Source organism: Streptomyces sp. NPDC043861 (assembly GCF_056435905.1).
In genome coordinates, this window is record NZ_JBWKDP010000003.1 from 196,034 (window position 1) to 217,214 (window position 21,181).

Annotated in this window: 16 protein-coding genes and 1 tRNA gene; 6 read left to right on the top strand and 11 right to left on the bottom strand. The window is 69.7% G+C overall.

The window, feature by feature from the left end; all coding sequences use genetic code 11:
• Positions 1 to 32: 32 nt before the first annotated feature.
• The 6 genes from AC068D_RS08475 to AC068D_RS08500 all read right to left on the bottom strand — a co-directional run bounded on the left by AC068D_RS08475 (position 33) and on the right by AC068D_RS08500 (position 4,479).
• A tRNA-Ser gene (locus AC068D_RS08475) sits at positions 33 to 117 on the bottom strand.
• 343 nt (positions 118 to 460) lie between these two features.
• Positions 461 to 643 carry an SGM_3592 family protein gene (locus AC068D_RS08480; protein WP_478822597.1) on the bottom strand — a complete coding sequence of 61 codons (183 nt, stop codon included), beginning with the start codon at positions 641 to 643 and terminating at the stop codon, positions 461 to 463.
• Between the two features lie 321 nt (positions 644 to 964).
• On the bottom strand, positions 965 to 1,684 hold the full coding sequence (locus AC068D_RS08485; protein ID WP_478822196.1) for an ABC transporter permease: 720 nt from the start codon (positions 1,682 to 1,684) through the stop codon (positions 965 to 967).
• 13 nt (positions 1,685 to 1,697) lie between these two features.
• Entirely contained in the window at positions 1,698 to 2,609 is a 912-nt protein-coding gene (locus AC068D_RS08490) for an ABC transporter ATP-binding protein (RefSeq protein WP_478822197.1), read from the bottom strand.
• Entirely contained in the window at positions 2,606 to 3,517 is a 912-nt protein-coding gene (locus AC068D_RS08495) for an ABC transporter permease (RefSeq protein WP_478822198.1), read from the bottom strand. Before AC068D_RS08495 ends, AC068D_RS08490 begins: the two co-directional genes overlap by 4 nt.
• Positions 3,514 to 4,479, bottom strand: a complete 966-nt coding sequence (locus AC068D_RS08500) for an ABC transporter ATP-binding protein (RefSeq protein WP_478822598.1) — start codon at positions 4,477 to 4,479, stop codon at positions 3,514 to 3,516. The genes AC068D_RS08495 and AC068D_RS08500 overlap by 4 nt, the downstream gene beginning before the upstream one ends.
• Before the next feature lie 236 nt (positions 4,480 to 4,715).
• Between AC068D_RS08500 and AC068D_RS08505 the strand changes: the two genes are divergently transcribed.
• From AC068D_RS08505 to AC068D_RS08530, 6 genes are all read left to right on the top strand, one after another.
• Positions 4,716 to 5,603, top strand: coding sequence for a M24 family metallopeptidase (locus tag AC068D_RS08505; protein ID WP_478822199.1), 888 nt, complete (start codon positions 4,716 to 4,718; stop codon positions 5,601 to 5,603).
• Positions 5,600 to 7,399 (top strand): SDR family oxidoreductase, encoded by a 1,800-nt coding sequence (locus tag AC068D_RS08510; RefSeq protein WP_478822200.1) that lies wholly within the window; start codon positions 5,600 to 5,602, stop codon positions 7,397 to 7,399. Before AC068D_RS08505 ends, AC068D_RS08510 begins: the two co-directional genes overlap by 4 nt.
• Positions 7,400 to 7,635: 236 nt before the next feature.
• On the top strand, positions 7,636 to 8,589 hold the full coding sequence (locus AC068D_RS08515; protein ID WP_478822201.1) for a MerR family transcriptional regulator: 954 nt from the start codon (positions 7,636 to 7,638) through the stop codon (positions 8,587 to 8,589).
• Positions 8,590 to 8,727: 138 nt separating this feature from the next.
• Positions 8,728 to 9,270, top strand: coding sequence for an RNA 2'-phosphotransferase (locus AC068D_RS08520; protein ID WP_478822202.1), 543 nt, complete (start codon positions 8,728 to 8,730; stop codon positions 9,268 to 9,270).
• Between the two features lie 78 nt (positions 9,271 to 9,348).
• Complete coding sequence (locus tag AC068D_RS08525) at positions 9,349 to 10,296, top strand: LLM class flavin-dependent oxidoreductase (RefSeq protein ID WP_478822203.1); 948 nt, start codon at positions 9,349 to 9,351, stop codon at positions 10,294 to 10,296.
• 79 nt (positions 10,297 to 10,375) lie between these two features.
• Positions 10,376 to 11,230, top strand: a complete 855-nt coding sequence (locus AC068D_RS08530; RefSeq protein WP_478822204.1) for an HAD hydrolase family protein — start codon at positions 10,376 to 10,378, stop codon at positions 11,228 to 11,230.
• A gap of 324 nt (positions 11,231 to 11,554) precedes the next feature.
• Here AC068D_RS08530 and AC068D_RS08535 read toward each other — a convergent pair whose 3' ends face one another.
• The 5 genes from AC068D_RS08535 to AC068D_RS08555 all read right to left on the bottom strand — a co-directional run bounded on the left by AC068D_RS08535 (position 11,555) and on the right by AC068D_RS08555 (position 20,980).
• Positions 11,555 to 12,595 carry a murein hydrolase activator EnvC family protein gene (locus AC068D_RS08535; RefSeq protein WP_478822205.1) on the bottom strand — a complete coding sequence of 347 codons (1,041 nt, stop codon included), beginning with the start codon at positions 12,593 to 12,595 and terminating at the stop codon, positions 11,555 to 11,557.
• A gap of 158 nt (positions 12,596 to 12,753) precedes the next feature.
• On the bottom strand, positions 12,754 to 14,574 hold the full coding sequence (locus AC068D_RS08540; RefSeq protein WP_478822206.1) for a GAF domain-containing sensor histidine kinase: 1,821 nt from the start codon (positions 14,572 to 14,574) through the stop codon (positions 12,754 to 12,756).
• A gap of 20 nt (positions 14,575 to 14,594) precedes the next feature.
• Positions 14,595 to 18,347: a thiol reductant ABC exporter subunit CydD gene (gene cydD, locus AC068D_RS08545; protein WP_478822207.1), complete on the bottom strand. Its 3,753-nt coding sequence runs from the start codon at positions 18,345 to 18,347 to the stop codon at positions 14,595 to 14,597.
• 105 nt (positions 18,348 to 18,452) lie between these two features.
• Positions 18,453 to 19,454 carry a cytochrome d ubiquinol oxidase subunit II gene (cydB, locus tag AC068D_RS08550; protein WP_478822208.1) on the bottom strand — a complete coding sequence of 334 codons (1,002 nt, stop codon included), beginning with the start codon at positions 19,452 to 19,454 and terminating at the stop codon, positions 18,453 to 18,455.
• 20 nt (positions 19,455 to 19,474) lie between these two features.
• Entirely contained in the window at positions 19,475 to 20,980 is a 1,506-nt protein-coding gene (locus AC068D_RS08555; protein ID WP_478822209.1) for a cytochrome ubiquinol oxidase subunit I, read from the bottom strand.
• Positions 20,981 to 21,181 lie beyond the last annotated feature (201 nt).

A 21,181-nucleotide genomic window follows, 5' to 3' on the forward strand; every position in this document is an offset into this window, starting at 1 on the left:
ACACCGTCCGAGGCTTCTTCAGTGATGTTGTGCGGAGGATGCGCGGATCGAACGCGCGCGGGGTTGACCCCGACCACGGCTTAGCAAGCCGGTGCCTTACCTCTCGGCCAATCCTCCGGGAGGGCGGCCCGCGCGGATGCGCGCTCGAAGCGGCCGCCCTGGCAGCTGTCTGCGGTCGGCTCGACGGAGTCCGATGATTACTCCGAAGCCTGCCGCGCGCTGCCCTGCTGGGAGCTCGACGGACTCGTACTCTCGGTCATCGCCGCGCCCCTCCCCGGTCTCGAAAAATTCGCCGTGCCCATGCGTGGTGTCACATGCGCCGCATCGAAGGAATCGAAGAAATATTCGATGCACTTCTGCGCGACTGCTCCCACCACTCTGCCCGCGCGGGCAGTTCCCTGCCACCGAATTTCCTGCGGCGTCGTCCCCCCGCCGCCCGCCTCCGCTGCCGCCTCGGGCCTCAGCTCTTCCGTCTCCGCCACCGCCGACGTCTGCGCGCCCGGCTCCAGAACCATCCCGCGGGCGGTTCGTCGGAGCGCCACGGCTGGGGCTCGGGCGCGGAGGCGCGCCAGCGGGCGGCGAGCATACGCGCCCGAGCCGACGGCTCGGCCGTCTCCGCGGCCTGTACGAAGTCCTGGTCCAGAACGAGCTCGTCCCAGGGATCCCGGGGTCGCCCGGGTTCCTGGGACCGCCTGGACTCCGGGGGCTCCGGGGGCTCCGGGGAATCAGCGGACTCCCAGGTTCCCGCCCCTGGCTCCGCCCCCGTTTCCGGTACCGGCTCCTCGGCCATGGCGGCTCCTCCGTCTCTCCTGGCGGCCAGTGTCCTCGCCGCCCCGTCAAGCGGGCGTGAGTGCCGGGACGGCGTGAGCTCCGGGACAACGGAGAGGGGTGCCCATGGCCCGTGCGGCGACCGGAACCGGTCGCCGCCGGAACGAACGCACCGACCCGTCCCGGAGCCTCCCCGCTACTCCTCCCCGGCCAGTGTCAGCGTCCGCAGCTTCTGTCCCGCGTAGCCCGTGGCCAGCACCGTGACACCCACCAGCAGCGACACCGCCAGAGGCAGGCCCACGTCCGAGGCGACCATGCCCTCTCCGGCGACGTCCTCCGCAAGGGCCAGCGACCACTGCTGCACGCTGAGGGTCTTCGCCCCCGACACGAGGCTGCCGAAGAGCGCCTCCCACACCAGTGCGTAGATGAGTCCGATCACGACCGCGTGCCGGCTGATCGTGCCGAGCAGCAGGAACAGCGCGCTGTAGGCGATCGACGCGACCAGGGCCGCGACCATGTACGCCACCGCGATCTGCTGACCGTTGCCGTTGAGGATCAGACCCGCCAGCAGCGTGGGGATCGCGGAGAAGGCCATCGTCACGGCGATCGCCACGATGAGCTTGGTGACGATGATCGTCGGTCGCTTCACGGGCTTGGCGAGGAGATACACGATCGAGCCGTCGTCGATCTCGGGGCCGATCGCGCCGGTCCCCGCGATGACACCGATCAACGGCACCATCGTCGCCAGGGCGAATCCGCCGAGTACATCGGCGGCGACCTGGTCGTCCACCCCGTTGAGCGCCCGCACCGCGGCGGCGATGAGGAGCAGCAGGCCGGGAAGCAGGAAGAGGATCGCCGCCCGGCGCCGTCCGAGGAGGGCCCGGTAGGTGAGCCGGGCGACTGTCGGGTTGTACATGTCGAGGCTCCTTTCAGGCCGCTACGAGGTAGGAGAAGACCGATTCGAGGGACTCGTCCGACGGCGACACCGTCAGCAGCCGGATCGAGTGCTGGCGGGCGACCTTCGGAAGCAGCTCAGTGAACCGGCCGAAGTCGACCGCCTGAATCCGCAACGCCCCTTCCTGGAGGTCCACTTCGATGCCGGCTGTCGACGGGTCCGCGATGAGCGCGGCTGCCAGGGCACGGTCGTCGCTGGAGCGGACCAGGTACCGGTGCGGCCGGTCCGTCATCAGTCGGCGGATCTTGCGGAAGTCGCCGCTGGCTGCGTGCCGTCCCGCCACGATCACCTCGATGTGCGAGGCGAGTTGCTCGACCTCCTCGAGGATGTGGGACGAGAACAGGACCGTCCGGCCCTCGCTTCCCATGCGTCGGAGCAGCTCCATGAGCTGCATGCGCTGGCGCGGGTCCATACCGTTGAAGGGCTCGTCGAGGAGCAGCACGCTCGGCTCGTGCACCAGGGCGGACGCCATCTTGACGCGCTGGCGCATGCCCTTGCTGTACGTCGCGATCTTGCGGTCCTGCGCGTACTCCATCTCCACCGTGGCCAGCGCGCGCTGGGCCGCCTTCGCGCCCAGACCGTGCAACTCGGCATTGGCGACGACGAATTCCTGCCCGGTGAGGAAGTCGTACATCGCCTCCCGCTCGGGAACCACGCCGATCTGCCGGTACACCGACTCGTTGCGCCAGATCGCCTGGCCGTCGAGCGTGACGCTGCCCGTGGAGGGGGCGAGGAACCCGCCCATCATGTTGATGAGCGTGGACTTGCCGGCGCCGTTCGGGCCGAGGAGTCCGGTCACCCCGGGGCCGATGGTCATGGTCACGTCGTTGACGGCGACCACATTGCCGAACCAGCGCGAGGTGCGGTCGATGTTGAGGGTAGTCACAGCCCGGCCTTTCGATAGCGGCGCATGAGCACGGCGTACGAGCCGAGGATGAGCGCGAGGACGACGAGCAGATACACCGCACCGGCGCCCGCACCGGGACCGTGGCCGCCGGGGAAGGAGGAGCTCGCGCCGAGGAAGGCGGTCTGCACACCGTCGATGAGCGTGATGGGCGAGAAGATCCCCAGCCACTCCACTCCGCCGGAGGCCCCGGTCGCCTCGGCGATGGCCTGGACCGTGGACACCGCCCCGTAGCTGATCGTCAGGGTGGCGATGACAGCGGCGACTCCGAAGCCGCGGCGCGGGGTGAGGGCGGCCATGACGAGGCCGAGGCCGCCGAAGAGGAGTGAGAGGAGCGCCACCGAGACCAGTCCCTGTCCGAATCCCTTGCTCTGCTCGGCGAAGTCCATCTTGGCCAGCAGCGAGCCGATGTAGAGGATCAGCAACGGGGCCCCGGTGAGCACGAGGAGGGCCGAGGCCATCGCGCCGTACTTGGCGAGGACGTAGTCGACGCGCTCGATCGGCCGCGAGAAGTACAGCGGCACGGTCTTGAAGCGCAGGTCGCGGGAGACGGACTGCGGGGCCTGGGCGGCCAGGAACAGGCCGATCACCGCCTGGGTGATGATCGCGTAGCGCGTGTAGTCGACCGGCAGGCCCTTCGCCTTGGTGGCCACCGCGACGGCGACGATGATCGCCGCGGGGATGCACATCACCGCGAACAGGATCATCGGCAGCACCTTGGACTTGGCGGAGCGGCCGAGTCCGTAGGCTCCGCGCAGCGACTGCGCGTAGAGGGAGCGGCGCGCATAGGCACGGCCGAGGCGCGCACCGTCGTAGTTGCGGTATCCGATGTTGTGGATACGGGATGCCCCGTTGCCGGCGGTCCCGGTCCGGGTCGTCTCGGTGCTCATCGCGCCGGCACCTCCATGGGCTGGGCCGCCGAATCCGGGCGGAAGACCTCCGCGATGTGGTGGCGACGCTGTTCCATCCTGACGAGTCCGAGCCCCAGGGCGGCCACGGTGTCGCGGACGATGTCGTACGTCTCCTCGCCGACCGCCTCCAGCAGGAGGATGTGGCCGGCGCCGGGCAGACCGTCCTCGACACCCGCGTGCAGCGTGATTCCGGCGGCCGTCAGGGCCTCGCGGAGCGCCGCCGTCCCGTCGGGATGGGTGTCGCTGTCGGTGACCTCGACCGCGAGGGTGGTCGTGATCTGGGTGAAGTCCCTGGTGGAGCTGGAGCGCAGCAGGGTGCCGCCGTCCACGACCACGACGTGGTCGCAGGTGCGCTCGAGTTCCCCGAGCAGGTGGGAGGTGACCAGGACCGAGATCCCGAAGTCCGTGTACACGCGACGGATCAGGCCGAGCATCTCGTCGCGGCCGACCGGGTCGAGGCCGTTCGTCGGCTCGTCCAGGAGGACCAGCCGTGGGTCGTGGACGAGGGCCTGTGCCAGCTTGACGCGCTGTTTCATGCCGGTCGAGTAGCCGCCGATGGGGCGGTACCGCTCTTCGTAGAGGCCGACATGGCGGAGGGTGTCGGCGGTGCGCTCGCGTGCAGCGGTCGGCGGCAGACCGGACATGCGCGCCATGTGGACCACGAACTCGGTGGCCGAGACATCGGGCGGCAGACAGTCGTGCTCCGGCATGTAGCCGACGCGCTCACGGATCGCGGCACCGGAGGTGGCGACGTCCAGACCGAGCACCTCGGCCCGTCCTTCGGTGGCGGGGGCAAGACCCAGGAGGATCTTGATCAGTGTGGACTTGCCGGCCCCGTTGGCGCCCACGAGTCCGGTCACACCGGGCCCGATGTCCAGGGAGAGCCGGTCAAGCGCGGTCACCCGGGGGTACCGCTTGCTCAGGCTTTCGGTCACGATCACAGTCACGGTTCGAAGGTAGTGGCGCGCACCACATCCGGCGTCAGCCCTGGCGGCTGGTTCCGCATCAGACTCGAGGCGTACGGGCCCGTAGGGGGACCCCGCCGAAGGAGGACCCGGTCCGGGGTTGTCCACAGGCTGGTGCACGTCTCTTGACGCCGCCGCCGGGCATTGTCACATTCATCAGTGTCAAGTTACGACCACGTACCGCGTATGACGAGGGACGGACGGTGGCGCGCATGGCCGGCACGACCCGCGCAACCCGCGCAACCCGCGCAACCCCGGCAGTGACCGGTGAACGGACTGCGGAGCTGCAGGGGTTCCGGAAGGTGCAGCGTCTTGCCTACGACTGCGCGGAGGCCGTCGCGGCACAGCTCCGGCCGGGGGTGACCGAGCGCGAGGCGGCGCGGATGCAGCGGGAATGGCTGCGCGAGCGGGGTGTGCGGGACTGGTTCCATCTGCCCTTCGCCTGGTTCGGCGACCGGACGGCGTTCGTCAACTTCAGGTTGCCGCTGCAGTTCTTCCCGACCGACCGGAAGCTGGAGGCCGGGATGCCCTTCATCCTCGACATGGCTCCGGTGCACAGGGGCTTCACTGCGGACATCGGCTATTCCGGCTGTCTGGGGCCCCACCCTCTGCACGACAGACTGCTCACCGATCTCCGGGCGCACCGCGAGCTGATCCTGCGCGAGGTGCGCGAGCGCCGCTCGCTGCGTGAGATCTACGAGGACGTGGACAGGCTGATGGTCAGGCAGGGCTATGCCAACAGGCATCGCGCTTATCCCGTCGGCGTCATCGCCCACAAGGTGGGACGGGTCAGGCAGCGCTCCTGGTCCCCGACGGTCCTCGGGTTCGGCGCGCAGTCCCTGAAGGGTCTCGCGGGCGACGTTCTGCGGGGTCACCGGGACGGCTGGTCGCCGCTGTGGTCTCCGTACAAGATCTCCGACCACCCGCCGTCGCCGGGGCTGTGGGCGGTCGAGCCGCACCTCGGATTCCGGGGCACGGGTGCGAAGTTCGAGGAGCTCCTGGTCGTCACCGACTCCGGTGACCCGGAGCAGAGCGCGTTCTGGCTGGACGACGATCTGCCGCATGTGCGGCGCTGGGCCGACGAGGAGGAGGCGGCGTGACCGAGGCGGGCGTGGGCAAGGGGCTCGAAGGGGCGCGCGAGCGGTGGGTGCATACGGGCGGCATCGAGCTGTGCGTCGCGGAGCTCGGTGACAGGACACAGCCGACGGTCGTGCTGGTGCACGGCTACCCGGACAGCAAGGAGGTGTGGTCCGAGGTGGCCGGCCGGTTGGCCGAGCGCTTCCATGTCGTGCTGTACGACGTCCGGGGACACGGCCGCTCGACAGCGCCGTTGCCCCTGCGTGGCGGCTTCACGCTGGAGAAGCTGACGGACGACTTCCTCGCCGTCGCCGACGCCGTCAGCCCGGACCGGCCGGTGCATCTGGTCGGACACGACTGGGGCTCCGTGCAGTGCTGGGAGTTCGTCACGGTGAAGCGCACCGAGGGCCGGATCGCGTCGTTCACGTCGATGTCCGGGCCCTCCCTCGACCACTTCGGGCACTGGATCAAGCAGCGCATGACCCGGCCGACCCCGCGTCGTGTCGCCCAGCTGCTCGGCCAGGGGGCCAAGTCCTGGTACGTGTACATGCTGCATACGCCCGTGCTGCCCGAGCTGGTCTGGCGCGGTCCGCTCGGCAAACGGTGGCCCAGGATCCTGGAGCGGGTGGAGAAGCTGCCGGGCGACGGGTACCCGACCGCCTCGCTGCCGTCCGACGCGGCGCATGGAGCCTGGCTCTACCGCGACAACATACGCGCCCGGCTGCGCAGGCCGCGTTCCGACGCCTATGCCCATGCACCGGTTCAGCTGATCACTCCCACGGAGGACGTCTTCCTGTCCGAGCGGCTCTACGACGATCTGGGCCGGTGGGCACCGCGGTTGGTGCGGCGCACACTGCCCGCCAAGCACTGGGTGCCGCGCTCACGCCCCGACCAACTGGCCGCCTGGATCACCGGGTTCGTGACCAGGAACGAAGACGGCGAGCGGGCGGGATCGGCCTTGGCGGCCCGGGAGAAGACCGCCTCCGGTCCGTATGCCGAGCGGTTCGGCGGGCAGTTGGTGCTGGTGACGGGTGCGGCCGGCGGCATCGGCCGGGCCACGGCCTTCGCCTTTGCGGAGGCGGGCGCGCGGGTCGTCGCCGTCGACGTCGACGCGGAAGGTGCGGCCAGGACTGCGGAGATGGCCCGGCTGATCGGTGCGCCGGACGCCTGGGGCGAGCCGGCCGACGTCAGCGACGAGGAGGCGATGGAGAAGCTCGCGGGAAGGGTCGCCGCCGAGTACGGCATCGTGGATGTGCTGGTCAACAACGCGGGCATCGGTCTGTCCGGTTCGTTCTTCGACACGACGGGCGAGGACTGGCGGAAGGTGCTCGACGTCAACCTGTGGGGCGTCATCCACGGTTGCCGGATCTTCGGCAGGCAGATGACCGAGCGCGGCCAGGGCGGCCACATCGTCAACATCGCGTCGGCCGCAGCGTTCCAGCCCTCCAGAGCCCTTCCCGCTTATGCGACATCGAAGGCCGCTGTGCTGATGCTCAGCGAATGTCTGCGCGCCGAGCTGGCGGCACAGGACATCGGGGTTTCCGCGATCTGTCCGGGCATCGTGAACACGGGCATCACCGCGACCGCCCGCTTCGCCGGAGTCTCTGCGGAGGAGGAGAAGCGCAGGCAGAAGAAGGCATCCCGGCTGTACGGGCTGCGCAACTACCCTCCGGAAAAGGTGGCCGATGCGGTGCTGCGCTCCGTCGTGAGGAACCAGGCGGTGGTGCCCGTGACACCGGAAGCCCGCGGTGCGCGTCTTGTGTCCCGTTTCGCCCCCGGGGCTCTGCGTGCGGCAGCCCGGCTGAAGCCGCCACTGTGAGCAGCCGTACGCCGGACTGCGGCCGCCGCCCGGCGCTCCCCGCCGGGCGGGGTGCCGTCCGGCGGGCAGAGCGCCGGGTCCGGCGATACCCGGCGGCCCCGGACGGTCGTACCATCCCTCGCAGGAAGGGTTGCTGCGCACGGCGGTCGGGTGTCCCGAGTCGTCGCCCGTGGCCTCCGCGCGGCGCGTGTGGAGCGACGGCACGCACCGCCACGGGGCAGTAGGGAGTGAGCGTCGTGTCCGGAGAGCCGGCAGCCGGGTACCGGTCGGAGTACCGCATCGAGGACCTGGCGCATCACAGCGGCGCCACGGTACGGACCATTCGTGCCTACCAGGACCGGGGACTGCTGCCCAAGCCCGAGCGACGCGGGCGGTCCAATGTGTACGGTGCCACGCACCTGTCCCGGCTGCGGCAGATCGCCGACCTCCTCGACCGGGGGTACACCCTGGCGTCGATCAAGGAGCTGCTGGAGGCCTGGGACACGGGAAGGGGGCTCGGCGGGGTACTCGGACTCGTCGCCGAGGTGCACGGCCCGTGGACCGACGAGGTGGCGGACCGGATCACCCGCGCGGAGCTGAACGAGACCTTCGGCGGGCAACCGGACGATCAGGCCATTTCCGAGGCGGTGGAGCTCGGAGTCCTGGAGCGCGTCCCGGGACGGGAGGACGAGTTCCTGGTGCCCAGCCCCCAGGAGCTCGCGGTGGCGGCCGAGTTGCACGCGGCAGGCGTACCACTGCTCGCAATCTCCGGGCATCTGAGGGAGCTTCGCGTTCAGGTCGAACACATCGCCGTTCGTTTCCTGGAGTTCACGACTGAGCATGTATTTGCCCGATATCTGGGTCATCGGCCACCGACGGACGCGGACGCGGCGGAAGCGGCTTCGCTGGTTCGGCGACTGAGACCGCTCGCACAGCAGACGGTCGATGCCGAACTGGCCAGAGCGATGCAGATGTTCGCCACCCGGCATCTGCAGAACCACCTGAGCGCCGAGGGCCCTCCGGTGCCCGATGACCAGCAGCACCCGGTGTCACTGCCGATCGCCACAATTCGTGCGGTTCAGCGCCTGGTTGGCGTGGTGAACACGGAGGCTTTCATCACCGCAGCGACGGAACGGGAGCTGCATACAAGAACATTGGATTCACTCACTTCAAACCATGTCGAATCAGGCGAAGTTGGACAAACTCCTTGAATCGCAGGACTGTTGTCCACAGATCGCCCAAGTCCCCTTGTGGAAAACGCACTTGGCTGTGGACCAAACATGTGGAGCACTTTCGTCCGAATGAAAATCGCGTGGCGGCGGGCCGACATCCGCGGGCACTCTGACGGCATGAACGAACAGCGCACCGTCAAGGTGTCGAAGTACCTCTCGAAACATCTGCGGCATCAGCCCGAGCGGATCGGGATCACCCTCGATGCGAACGGCTGGGTCACCATCGATGAGCTGATGCGGGCCGCGGCCGCACACGGCTTCGTTTTCACCCGCGCCGAGCTCGACCACGTCGTCGCGGTCAACGACAAGCGGCGCTTCACGATCGACGGCGACCGGATCCGCGCCAACCAGGGCCACACCGTCGAGGTCGACCTCGACCTGCCGGTCGCCGAGCCGCCCGCGTATCTCTACCACGGCACGGCAGCCCGCAGCCTCGAGGCGATCCGCACCGAGGGCCTGCGTCCCATGGCACGCCACCATGTCCATCTCTCGCCCGACCGCGAGACCGCCACCCGCGTCGGCGCCCGTCGCGGCCGCCCCGTCGTCCTCTCCGTGGACGCCGGCGCGATGCACCGGGCCGGCCATGTGTTCCATGTCAGCGCCAATGGCGTCTGGCTCACGGATGCCGTTCCGCCGAAGTTTCTGCGCTTTCCCGGCTGACCCCCGCATGACCTGGGGTTTCGGCCGGGCACAAAACGCCGACCGGGACGGCGACACGGCCAACGTACGCTGGAGGGCATGACGTCCCACCTGCGCCTCAGCACCGTGATCCTTCCCGTGCACCGTTGGAACAACGGGGGCAGGGCGCTCTGGCAGCGGGCCGAGGAGATCGGTTTCCACGCCGCATACACCTATGACCACCTGGCCTGGCGCACCTTCCGCGACGGCCCCTGGTTCGGTGCCGTGCCCACCCTGACCGCCGCCGCCGCAGCCACCGGCACGCTGCGCCTGGGCACTCTCGTGACCTCCCCGAACTTCCGCCATCCGGTCACCCTCGCCAAGGAACTGATCACCCTCGACGACGTCTCCGACGGCCGTATCACCCTCGGTATCGGCGCCGGCGGCAACGGTTTCGATGCGACGACCCTGCTCAGGAGCGACGAGGAACCCTGGACACCGCGTGAGCGTGCGGACAGGTTCGGCGAGTTCGTGTCCTTGCTGGACAAGCTGCTGCGCGAACCGGCAGGGACGACGTCCGACGGCCGCTTCTACTCCGCGACCGAGGCATCGAACATCCCGGGCTGCGTCCAGCGGCCGCGGCTCCCCTTCGCCGTCGCCGCCACCGGACCTCGCGGGCTGAAGCTCGCGGCACAGTACGGACAGGCGTGGGTCACGACGGGTGACCCGAAGCTGTACGGGACGGGGACCCCGGAACAGTCGCTCGAGGCGATCGCCGGGCAGGTCAGCAAGCTGGGCAAGGCGTGCGCCGAGGCCGGCCGGGACGAGTCGGAGCTCGACCGGATCCTGCTCACCGGTTTCACCCCGGACTTCGACCCGGCCATCACGACGGCCGGGCATGGCCACCCACTGGATTCGCTCGATGCCTTCGTCGACTTCGCGGGAAGGCACACGGAGCTCGGTTTCACCGAGCTCGTCGTCCACTGGCCGATCGCCGAATCGGTCTTCGCGGCGGACCTGAGGGTCTTCGAGCGGATCGCCACCGAAGGCCTCTCGCAGCTGGGCTGACCACTGTGGGTGCAGGGCCGCACACTCAGATGTGCGACCTCCCGCACGCACGTGCACCCCGGTACGGGACAATGCGTCTGTGACCTCAGCTAACGATCCTCTCCCCCTCCCGGCCACCGTCCGGCTGATCGCAACCGACCTCGACGGCACCCTGCTGCGCGACGACAAGTCCGTTTCGGACCGCACCGTCGCGGCGCTCGCCGCCGCCGAAGAGGCCGGGATCGAGGTCTTCTTCGTCACCGGCCGCCCGGCGCGCTGGATGGATGTCGTCAGCGATCACGTCCACGGCCACGGCCTGGCGATCTGCGCGAACGGCGCCGCGGTCGTCGACCTCCATGCCGGCGGCAGGCTTCTCCAGGCACGTCCCCTGGCGCGGGACACCGCCCTCACCGTGGTCAGGACGCTGCGTGACGCGGCGCCCGGCACCTCGTTCGCGGTCGAGCTGAGCACGGGCATCCACTACGAGCCGGACTACCCGCCCTTCCATCTCGACCCGGGGGCCACCGTGGCCACCGCCGAGAAGCTCCTCCACGAGGAGGTGCCCGGCGGCGGGGCGCCCGTGCTCAAGCTCCTCGCCCACCATGGCGAGCTGACGCCCGACGGCTTCCTCGCCCTGGCCAGGACGGCGGCGGGCGATCTGGCCTCCTTCACCCGGTCCAGCCCCACCACCCTGCTGGAGATCAGTGGCAAGGGCGTCTCGAAGGCCTCCACCCTCGCCCTCTGCTGCGCGCAGCGGGGAATCTCGTCCGACGAGGTCGTGGCGTTCGGCGACATGCCCAACGACATGGAGATGCTGACCTGGGCGGGCACATCGTTCGCGATGGGCAACGCCCACCCGGACGTCCTCGCCGCCGCTTCGGGCCGGACCGTCGCGAACAATGAGGACGGGGTCGCGGTCGTCATCGAGCAGATACTCGCCGCGCACAAGGCGTAGCGCGGCACGTCGACGACCGGTGCCGTAGGCCGACGGTCATCCTCTGGGCGTGGACCGGCTGTCGACAGCACGGTCGGTCCACCACCACATCGCCCACGCTCGCGCGGGGCCCACGGGCAGGCGCCGGTCCCCGCCGCTGACCGTCGGCACCAGCACCTGCCCGGAATTTCCGGGGCCTGCGGAACGGCGGTCGGCGGCAGTGGTGTTCACAGCACCCGTACTCGTGTGGCACGTCGGACGCGGTCCCGAGGCGACCTCGTCGGAACCGGCCGGCCCGGGAAGCGAGCGGCCCTCAAACCTGCCAGGACGGAGCCGGCACCCGGCTCAGACCGACACCCCGCGCTCCGCCAGCCAGCCCACCGGATCCACCCCGGAGCCCAGATAGGGCGTGAGCCGGGCCTCGAAATGCAGGTGCGGCCCCGTCGAGTTGCCGGTTGTACCCGCCTGTCCGACCCACTGCCCGGTGCTCACCCAGTCGCCCTGGTCGACGGTGACCGCGGCAAGGTGCGCATACTGCGTGTACCAGCCGTCGGAGTGCCGGATGACGACCTCGATGCCGAAGCCGCCTCCGCAGGACACCGAAACCACCCGGCCCTCTCCGACCGACCGCACAGGCGTGCCGATGCCGACGGCGAAGTCCTGCCCGGTGTGGCGGTGTGCCCAGTGTTCGCCCGCACTGTCGAAACCGGCCGAGAGCGTGTAGTTCTGCACCGGCGCCACCCAGTTGGGCCCTTCCGGCAACGGCGGCTGGTCGAGCCGTACCGCTCCGGCACACTGGCCGGCCGCGGCACTGCGGTCGGCCTGGGCCTGGAGCATCCACTGAGCCGTCTCGAGCTTGGTCTGGATTCCCTGCTTGAGCGAGGCCAGCCGCTCGGCGCGAGCGTCCAGATCGAGCCAGGCGATGCGCGCCTTCTGCTCCGCCCGGGCGCTCCGGCGCTCGGCCTTCTTGGCCTCGTCCAGCAGCCTGTTCACCGCCAGCTCCATCTGCCAGGCCAGCTGCCACCCGCGCATCATGTCGTCGGGGTCGTCGGTGAGAAGCAGCTTCGCGGTCACCGCGAGGGAGCCTCCGCTGCGGTACTGGGCGCGGGCCACCATGCCGATCCTGTCGTGCAGACGCGAGAGTTCGCGGCGCCGCTGTGCCAGCCGCTGCTGGAGCACCTCGGTGTGGGCACGCTCGACCTCGGCGGCATGCAGGCCCCGCTCGTACAACACGGTCGCCCTTGCCGCCTCCTCCAGCAGCCCGGCCACCTGGGCACTGACGGTCGGCCCGTCGGTGGCGGTGGCCCGCGGTGCGGGCAGGACCAGCAGCAGGCACATCAACGACACAAACAGCAGCCTGTGCCGGTCGCGGTGTTGGTGGCCCATGTCCGGATCGTCACACCACATTTGTCTGATGTGCGGTATTTCGTCGGTGTCGTACCGCCAACCAGCCCAATCGCTGCGCAAAGCCCGCGCCCGGAGCAGCCCCCCGGTGCCTGCAACGGAGTCTGACGGTCAGCCAGGCGCCGGGCACGCCGGACCCGTCATGCCTCCGGCTGATCCCGTCCGGCTCCCGCGCCCGGGCGCAGCTGGAGCGGCGCCTCCCAGATCACCGTCGTACCGCCGCCGCCCTCCGCGAGCCCCGGTTCGCACCAGCTCGATCCGCCGAGGGACTCGGCGCGCCGCCGGAGGTTGCGCAGCCCGCTGCGCCGGCCGCCCTCCGGAATCCCCACACCGTCGTCCGCGACGGACAGCCGCACCCTGCGGCCGTCTCCCCGGTCGTGCAGCCCCTCCAGCCGTACCGTCGCATCGACGACGACGTCGATACGGGTTGCCTCAGCGTGCCGGAACGCGTTGGAGAGCGCCTCCCGCAGCGCGGCGATCAGATTCTTGCCGGTCAGCTCGCCGACCGCCGAGTCGACCGGGCCGAGAAAGCGGTGCGAGGGCTTGAAGCCCAGCGGGACGGCCGCCATGTTGATCTCGCGCAGGACACGCGTGCACAGTCCCGAGGGTGCCTCCACCGGCCCCTGCTGCAGGGCGAAGATCGCGGTGCGGATCTCCTGGATGGTCACATCCAGTTCGTCGACCGCCTTTCCCACGCCCTCCTGCACACCGGGCACGAGCGACTTCCGCTGGGCGCTTTCCAGCATCATCCCGGTGGCGAACAGCCGCTGGATCACCAGATCGTGGAGATCGCGGGCGATCCGGTCCCGGTCCTCGTACACGGCGAGCCGCTCCCGGTCCCGCTGCGCCTCGGCCATCATCAGCGCCAGCGCGGCCTGCGAGGCGAACTGGGCGGCCAGAGTGCGCTCGCTCACGGTGAACCGGCGCGCCCCCCTTGCCCTCGGTGTTGCCAGCGCACCGAGCACCCGGCCGCCACTCTGCAGCGGCAACAGCATGCTCGGCCCGTACTCGCTCGCCAGACAGGGGGGCATGCGCGGATCGGCGTCCGCGTCCGCAGCGAACACCGACTCGCCCGCAAGCAGTGACACGGCAGCCGGGTTGTCCGCCGGGATCACCGCGCCGAGCGGCACGGCCGGCCGCTCCGAGGAGACGGCGACGACCTCCAGTCCTCCCTCCCCGGCAGGCAGCAGCACGACGCCGGCGGCCGAATCGGCGAGCATCCGCGCCTGTTCCGCGACCACGGACAGCGCGTCGTCCGCGTCCCCGCCGGAGAGCAGTGCGGTGGTGACGGCCACCGAGCCGTCGATCCAGCGCTCGCGCTGCCGTGCGGCCTCGTACAGCCGGGCATTGCCGATCGCGATGCCCGCCTCGGCCGCGAGAACACGCACCAGATGGAAGTCTTCGTCCGTGAACTCGTCCCCGCCACGCTTGTCCGCCAGATAGAGATTGCCGAAGATCTCCCCCTGCACCCGGACCGGCACTCCGAGGAAGGACCGCATCGGCGGATGGCCCGGCGGAAATCCGGCAGCGCGCCGGTCCTTCGTGAGATCGGCGAGCCTGATCGCCTCGGGCTCGCGCATCAGGGCGCCGAGGAGCCCCGTCCTCCCGTCCGGCCGGCGACCGATGCGCCGGGCCACCACCTCGGTCACTCCGTGCGCAACAAAGTCGGAGAGTCCCCGGCCCGCCTCGTCGAGGACCCCGATTGCGGCATAGCGGGCGCCGGCGAGTTCCGTGGCCGTCTGACAGATCCGGTCCAGGGTGGAGTGCAGCTCCGCACCGGTGCCGGAGGAGCCCATCGCCTCGAGCAGCTCGGGGAGGCGGGCGATGAACTCGGCGGACAGACTCCGGAGACTGAGGGCCGCCTTCGCGGCGGCCTCGAGACGACCCCTGGGGTCCTCGGGCCCTCTTCGGTCCCCGGGGCCCTCGTGGTCTTCCGGACCGCTCGCACCGGGCGCTGTCATGCTCCTGAGCGTAGTAAGCCCTATTTGGACTGGAAAGTCGGCTCCCGAAGTCGGCTGGCCAGCAGATCACCGGCACGCTCACGCTCCAGCATCCGGCGCAGGGGCCCGTCGGCTGCCGCGAGCTCCGCGTACGGTCCGCGCTGCACCGTCCGGCCGCCGTCCAGCACCACCACCTCGTCGACCGCGTCGAGGCCGCGCAGCCGGTGGGTGATGAGCAGTGTCGTACGCCCCTCGGTGGCAGCCAGCAGATCAGCGGTGAGGGCGTCCGCCGTGACGAGGTCGAGATGCTCGGCGGGCTCGTCGAGCACCAGCACGGGGAAGTCGGCGACGAGTGCGCGAGCGAGGGCGAGGCGCTGCCGCTGACCGCCGGACAGCTGGGCTCCGTGCTCGCCCACGAGCGTGTCCAGGCCACGGGGGAGACCGTCGGCCCACTCCAGCAGCCGGGCACCGGCCAGCGCCGCCCGCAGCTCGTCCTCGGAGGCATCGGTGCGGGCGAGCCTGATGTTCTCCCGGATGGAGCTGTCGAAGATGTGCGCGTCCTGGGCGCAGAGGCCGACGAAGCGTCGGACCATGTCGCCGTCCAGAGCAGCCGTGTCGGTCCCGCCCAGGGTGTACGTGCCCGCCCGCGCGTCCAGGAAGCGCAGCAGTACCTGGGCGAGTGTGGTCTTGCCGGAACCCGAGGCCCCGACGACAGCTACCCGCTTGCCTGCGGTGAGCGTCAGATCGAACCCCGTGAGCGCGTCGCTCTGCCGGTCCGCGTGCCGGGCGGCGAGGCCGCGCACCTGGAGCGGAAACGCGGAAGCCGGTGCAGGTGCCCCGGTGTGCGGTTCATGCACGGGCACCGGGGCGTCGAGCACCTCGAAGACCCGCTCGGCACTCCGCTTCACCCGCTGCCGGTACTGCACGGCGAGCGGAAGCCCGCTCACCGCCTCGAACGCGGCAAGCGGGGTCAGTACGACGACGGCGAGCTCCACGCCCTCGATACGGCCCGCATGCACTGCCATGACACCGGTGCACGCGGCGAGGGCAACGGTCAGCCCGCAGGCCACGGCGGAGAGTCCGCCGCCGAGCGCCGTGGCGGACGCGGCACGCGACGCGATCCCGGTGAGCGCATGGTCGGCCTCCCGCACCGCGGCCACCCGGCCCCTGACCGCGCCTGCGACGGTCAGCTCCGCCGCCCCACGGAGCAGATCCACGACGCGGGTCGCCAGCACACCCCGCGCCGGGGCGAGCCTGCCCTCGGCCCGTCGCGCAGACGCACCGCTCACCATCGGCACGGCCACCCCTGCGGCGAGCAGCCCGACGGCCAGCACGGCACCGGCCTCGGGCAGCAGCCACGCCGTGAAGCCCACCGAACCGGCCCCGACGACGAGGGCGACACCCGCGGGCAGCAGCCAGCGCAGCCAGTAGTCCTGCAAGGCGTCCACATCGGCGACGAGCCGCGACAGCAGGTCGCCGCGCCGGGCACGCCGCAGCCCAGCGGGCGTGATCCGTTCCAGCCGCCGGTACACACCGACCCGCATATCGGCCAACATCCTCAGCACTGCGTCATGCGACACCAGACGCTCCGCATAACGGAACACGGCCCGCCCGATCCCGAATGCCCTGGTCGCGGTCACGGCGACCATCAGATACAGCACGGGAGGCTGCTCCGATGCCCGGGAGATGAGCCATCCGGACACTGCCATGAGCCCCACCGCGGACCCCATCGCCAGGCTCCCGAGCAGCAGCCCGAGCACCAGCCGCCCCCGCAGCCCTCCGGCCATCCCCCGCACCCGTGCCAGAACACCGTCGCGCCGGGTCCGGTCGGGCGCTTCCGCTCCGGAGTCCTGTGACCCATGGGCATCCCGTGGCCCGCTGACTTCCCGTGTCGCGTCTGCGTCCCGTGAACCATCGGCACCTTGCGGATCAGCGACGCGCTGCCGCCCATGAGACGTCGCACCCAGGAGCGCACCCGCACCCGCTACGACAGCCGAGGACCGGGCGGAGTGCTGTCCCCCCGCCCCGGAACCGCCCCTGTCCGTCTCCGCCCCGTCACCGGCCGCACCGGCCGCCGAGGACAGGGGCCGCGGCAGCCCGGTGGCGCTGGGGGAGTCCCCGGCCTGCTCCACCGTGGGCGGACGGGTGGGAGAGGGCACCGCCCGGGAAGCGCCCAGCTCCACCACCCGGTCCGCGAGGGCCAGCAGCGCCGGCCGGTGCGCCACCAGCAGCACGGTGCGGCCGGCCGCCAGCCGCCGGACCGCGTCCACGATCCCCGCCTCGGTCTCTCCGTCCAGCGCGGCCGTGGGCTCGTCGAGCAGCAGCAAGGGGCGGTCGGCGAGGAACGCACGGGCAAGCGCGAGCCTTTGCCTCTGTCCCGCTGACAGCCCGGTGCCGTCCTCGCCGAGCAGGGTGCCCATGCCCTGGGGCAGCCCGGAGACGAACTCGTACGCCCCGGCATCCCGCAGGGCAGCCATGATTTCCTCATCGGTCGCGTCCGGTCGCGCAAGCCGCACATTCTCCGCGACCGTTCCCGCGAAGAGATACGGGCGCTGCGGTACCCATGCGATCGACTCCCGCCATCGATCCAGGTCCAGCGACGCCAGATCCACTCCGCCTGCCCGCACCCGGCCCTCGTCGGGCGGAACGAACCCCAGCACCACATCGAGAAGCGTCGACTTCCCCGCCCCGCTCGGCCCCACCAGGGCCACCACGTCTCCCGGCTCCACCACCAGCGACGCCGAGTCCAGCGACGGTTCCGCGCGCCCTTCACGACGGACCGTCACCTGTGCGAGCTCAAGCCGTACCGAGCCCGGCGTCCCCGCACCTCCGCCCCGCACGGGCTTCTCCAGCACGGCGAAGATCTCCTCCGCCGCCGACAGGCCCTCCGCCGCCGCGTGGTACTGCGCCCCGACCTGCCGGATCGGCAGATAGGCCTCGGGCGCCAGGATCAGCACCACCAGGCCCGTGTAGAGATCGAGGTCACCGTGGACGAGCCGCATTCCGATGCCCACGGCCACGAGCGCCACCGACAGCGTCGACAGCAGTTCCAGCGCGAACGACGACAGAAAGGCGATCCGCAGCGTCTTCAGCGTCGCCCGCCGGTACTCGGCGGTGATGGACCGGATCGATTCGGCCTGTGCCTTCGCCCGCCCGAACACCTTGAGCGTCGGCAGTCCGGCGACCACATCAAGGAAGTGCCCGGACAGTCGCGACAGCAGCGCCCACTGACGGTTCATCCGGGCCTCGGTGGCCCAGCCGATCAGCACCATGAAGATCGGAATCAGTGGCAGCGTGACCACGATGACCGCCGCCGACACCCAGTCCTCGGTGACGATGCGCGCCAGAACCGCCACCGGGACCACCACCGCAAGCCCCAACTGCGGCAGATAGCGCGAGAAGTAGTCGTCGAGCGCGTCCACCCCACGTGTGGCCAGGGCGACGAGGGATCCGGTGCGCTGCCCGCTCAGCCACCCCGGACCGAGCGCCGCAGCGCGTGCCAGCAGCCGCATCCGTAGCTCGCTCTTGACCGCCGCACTCGCCCGGTGCGCCGCCAGCTCGGTCAGCCATGCGACCAGCCCACGCCCCACCGCAACCCCGGCGAGCAGCACCAGTGGCGTCCACAGACCGGAAACGTCCAGCCGTTGCTGGAACGCCCCCACGACCACCTCGGCGATGAGCATCGCCTGGGCGACGACCAGCGCCGCCCCGGCAAGGCCGAGGACCACCACAGCCGCCATGAAGAAGCGGGTGGCCCTGGCGTACCGAAGCAGACGCGGGTCGACGGGTTTCACGTGAAACATCCCCTACTCATGGACGGCAGGTCGACGGAGCCCTGTGCGCGATGCTCAGTGATCGGTACCTGGCTCGGGGCGTGCGGACCCCGGAGGGCCTGGTACTCAGTGCGGATCGGCGATGTGCTGCGTGCCGATCCGCTTCCGGAACACCCAGTACGTCCACCCCTGGTAGAGCAGCACCAGAGGCGTGGCGATCGCCGCACACCAGGTCATGATCTTCAGCGTGTACGGGCTCGAGGAGGCATTGGTCACCGTCAGGCTCCATTCCTCATTGAGCGAGGACGGCATGACGTTCGGGAAGAGCGTCAGGAACAGCATCGCGACCGCGGCCGCGATCGTGACACCCGACAGTGCGAACGACCACCCCTCCCGTCCCGCCTTGATCGCCACGATCGCCCCGACCAGCGCCACCACAGCGACGGTCATGGCCACCAGACTGGCCGTGTCCCCCTTGTCCGCCTGGGTCCAGCCCAGGAAGCCGAACGCCGTCAGGGCCGTGATCACGCCCAGCGGCAGAGCCAGCTTCCGCGCCCTGGCACGGATGTCGCCCACCGTCTTCAACGCGGCGAACACCGTCCCGTGGAACGTGAACAGGAACAGTGTGACCAGTCCGCCGAGGATCGCGTACGGATTGAGCAGATCGCCGAAGGTACCGACGTACTCCATCTCCGCATCGATCTTCACTCCGCGCACGATGTTGCCGAAGGCCACACCCCACAGCACGGCCGGCACCAGCGAGGTCCAGAAGATCGCCAGCTCCCAGTTGCGCTGCCAGCTCTCCTCCGGCCGCTTCACCCGGTACTCGAAGGCGACTCCGCGCACGATCAGACAGACGAGGATGATCAGCAGAGGCAGATAGAAGCCCGAGAAGAGGGTGGCGTACCACTCCGGGAACGCGGCGAACGTCGCCCCGCCCGCCGAGAGCAGCCACACCTCGTTTCCGTCCCAGACAGGACCGATGGTGTTGATGAGGACGCGCTTCTCGGCCCGGTCACGGGCGAGCAGCTTCGTGAGGATGCCCACCCCGAAATCGAAGCCTTCGAGGAAGAAATAGCCGGTCCAGAGAACGGCGATGAGTACGAACCAGACGTCATGGAGTTCCATGCCTCAGCTCCCTGTCGGTCTCAGTACGAGAAGGCCATAGGCCGGTCGGCGTCACGGTCGTCGCCGCCGATCCTGGTGGGCGGGTTGAGGTCGGACTCGGTGAGCTCGGGAGGCCCGGCCTTCACGTACTTCACCAGCAGCCTGACCTCGATCACGGCGAGTACCGCGTAGAGCGTCGTGAAGACGATCATCGAGGTGATCACCTCGCCCGTGGAGACACCGGGGGAGACCGCGTCACGGGTGCGCAGCACGCCGTACACGACCCAGGGCTGCCGGCCCATCTCGGTGAAGATCCAGCCCCACGAGCTCGCGATCAGCGGGAAGCCCAGCGTCCAGATCGCCGCCAGCCAGTAGAGCCTGGTGAGCTTCGGGCCGAGCGGCTTCCCGAGGAGGACGACATGCGGCACTTCGTCCTCACTGACCCTGAGCGACCGCGGCAGCATGAACTTCTTGCGGGTCAGCCAGAGTCCGGCCAGACCGATCGCGAAGGACGCCATGCCGAAGCCGATCATCCAGCGGAATCCCCAGTAGGTGACGGGGATGTTGGGCCGGTAGTCCCCCGGCCCGTACTTCTGCTGCTCGGCCTTGTTCGTGTCGTTGATCCCCGGCACATACGAGGTGAAGTCGTCGTTGGCCAGGAAGGACAGCAGGCCGGGGATCTCTATCGCGACCTTGTTGTGGCCCTTGTCGACGTCGCCGTACGCGAACACGGAGAAGGGCGCCGGACCCTCGCCGTCCCACAGCGCCTCGGCCGCGGCCATCTTCATCGGCTGCTGCTTAAACATGACCTTGCCGAGCAGATCGCCGCTGATGGCGGTGAGCAGGCCGGCGATGACGACCGTGACCAGGCCGAGCCGCAGCGAGCTCTTCATCACCGGGACGTGCTTCTTGCGCACCAGATGGAAGGCCGCGATACCGACCATGAATGCGCCTCCCGTGAGGAAGGCCGCGGTGAGGGTGTGGAAGACCTGGGTCAGCGCCGTGTTCTGGGTGAGAACGAGCCAGAAGTCCGTGAGCTCGGCCCGGCCGTTCTCCTTGTTGAAGCGGTAACCGACCGGGTGCTGCATCCAGGAGTTGGCCGCCAGGATGAAGTACGCCGACAGGATCGTGCCGATCGAGACCATCCAGATGCAGGCAAGATGGATCTTCTTCGGAAGCTTGTCCCAGCCGAAGATCCACAGGCCGATGAAGGTGGACTCGAAGAAGAAGGCGATCAGCGCCTCGAACGCGAGCGGGGCACCGAACACATCACCGACGAAGCGCGAGTAGTCCGACCAGTTCATGCCGAACTGGAACTCCTGCACGATGCCGGTGACCACCCCCATGGCGATGTTGATCAGGAAGAGCTTGCCCCAGAACTTGGTCGCCTTGAGGTACTTCTCGTTCTCCGTGCGCACCCACGCCGTCTGCAGTCCGGCCGTCAGTGCGGCCAGCGAGATCGTCAGCGGGACGAAGAGGAAGTGGTAGACGGTGGTAATGCCGAACTGCCAGCGCGCCAGGGTCTCTGGCGCCAGAGCGAGGTCCACGTCGTCTCTCCTTACGTCGGCGTGGTCACATCGGCCTGATCACGGATCACGCAGCACTCGCCCCTCCCATCCCACCGAAAACCGGGACCATAGGGATCGTGCTTGTGAACGCGTTCACATTCACAAGCAATTATGACCTATCCGAAAACCGTACGAGTGAGCGGGTCCCCCTCTGCCGGTCACCGGCTTGCTGCACCGCCG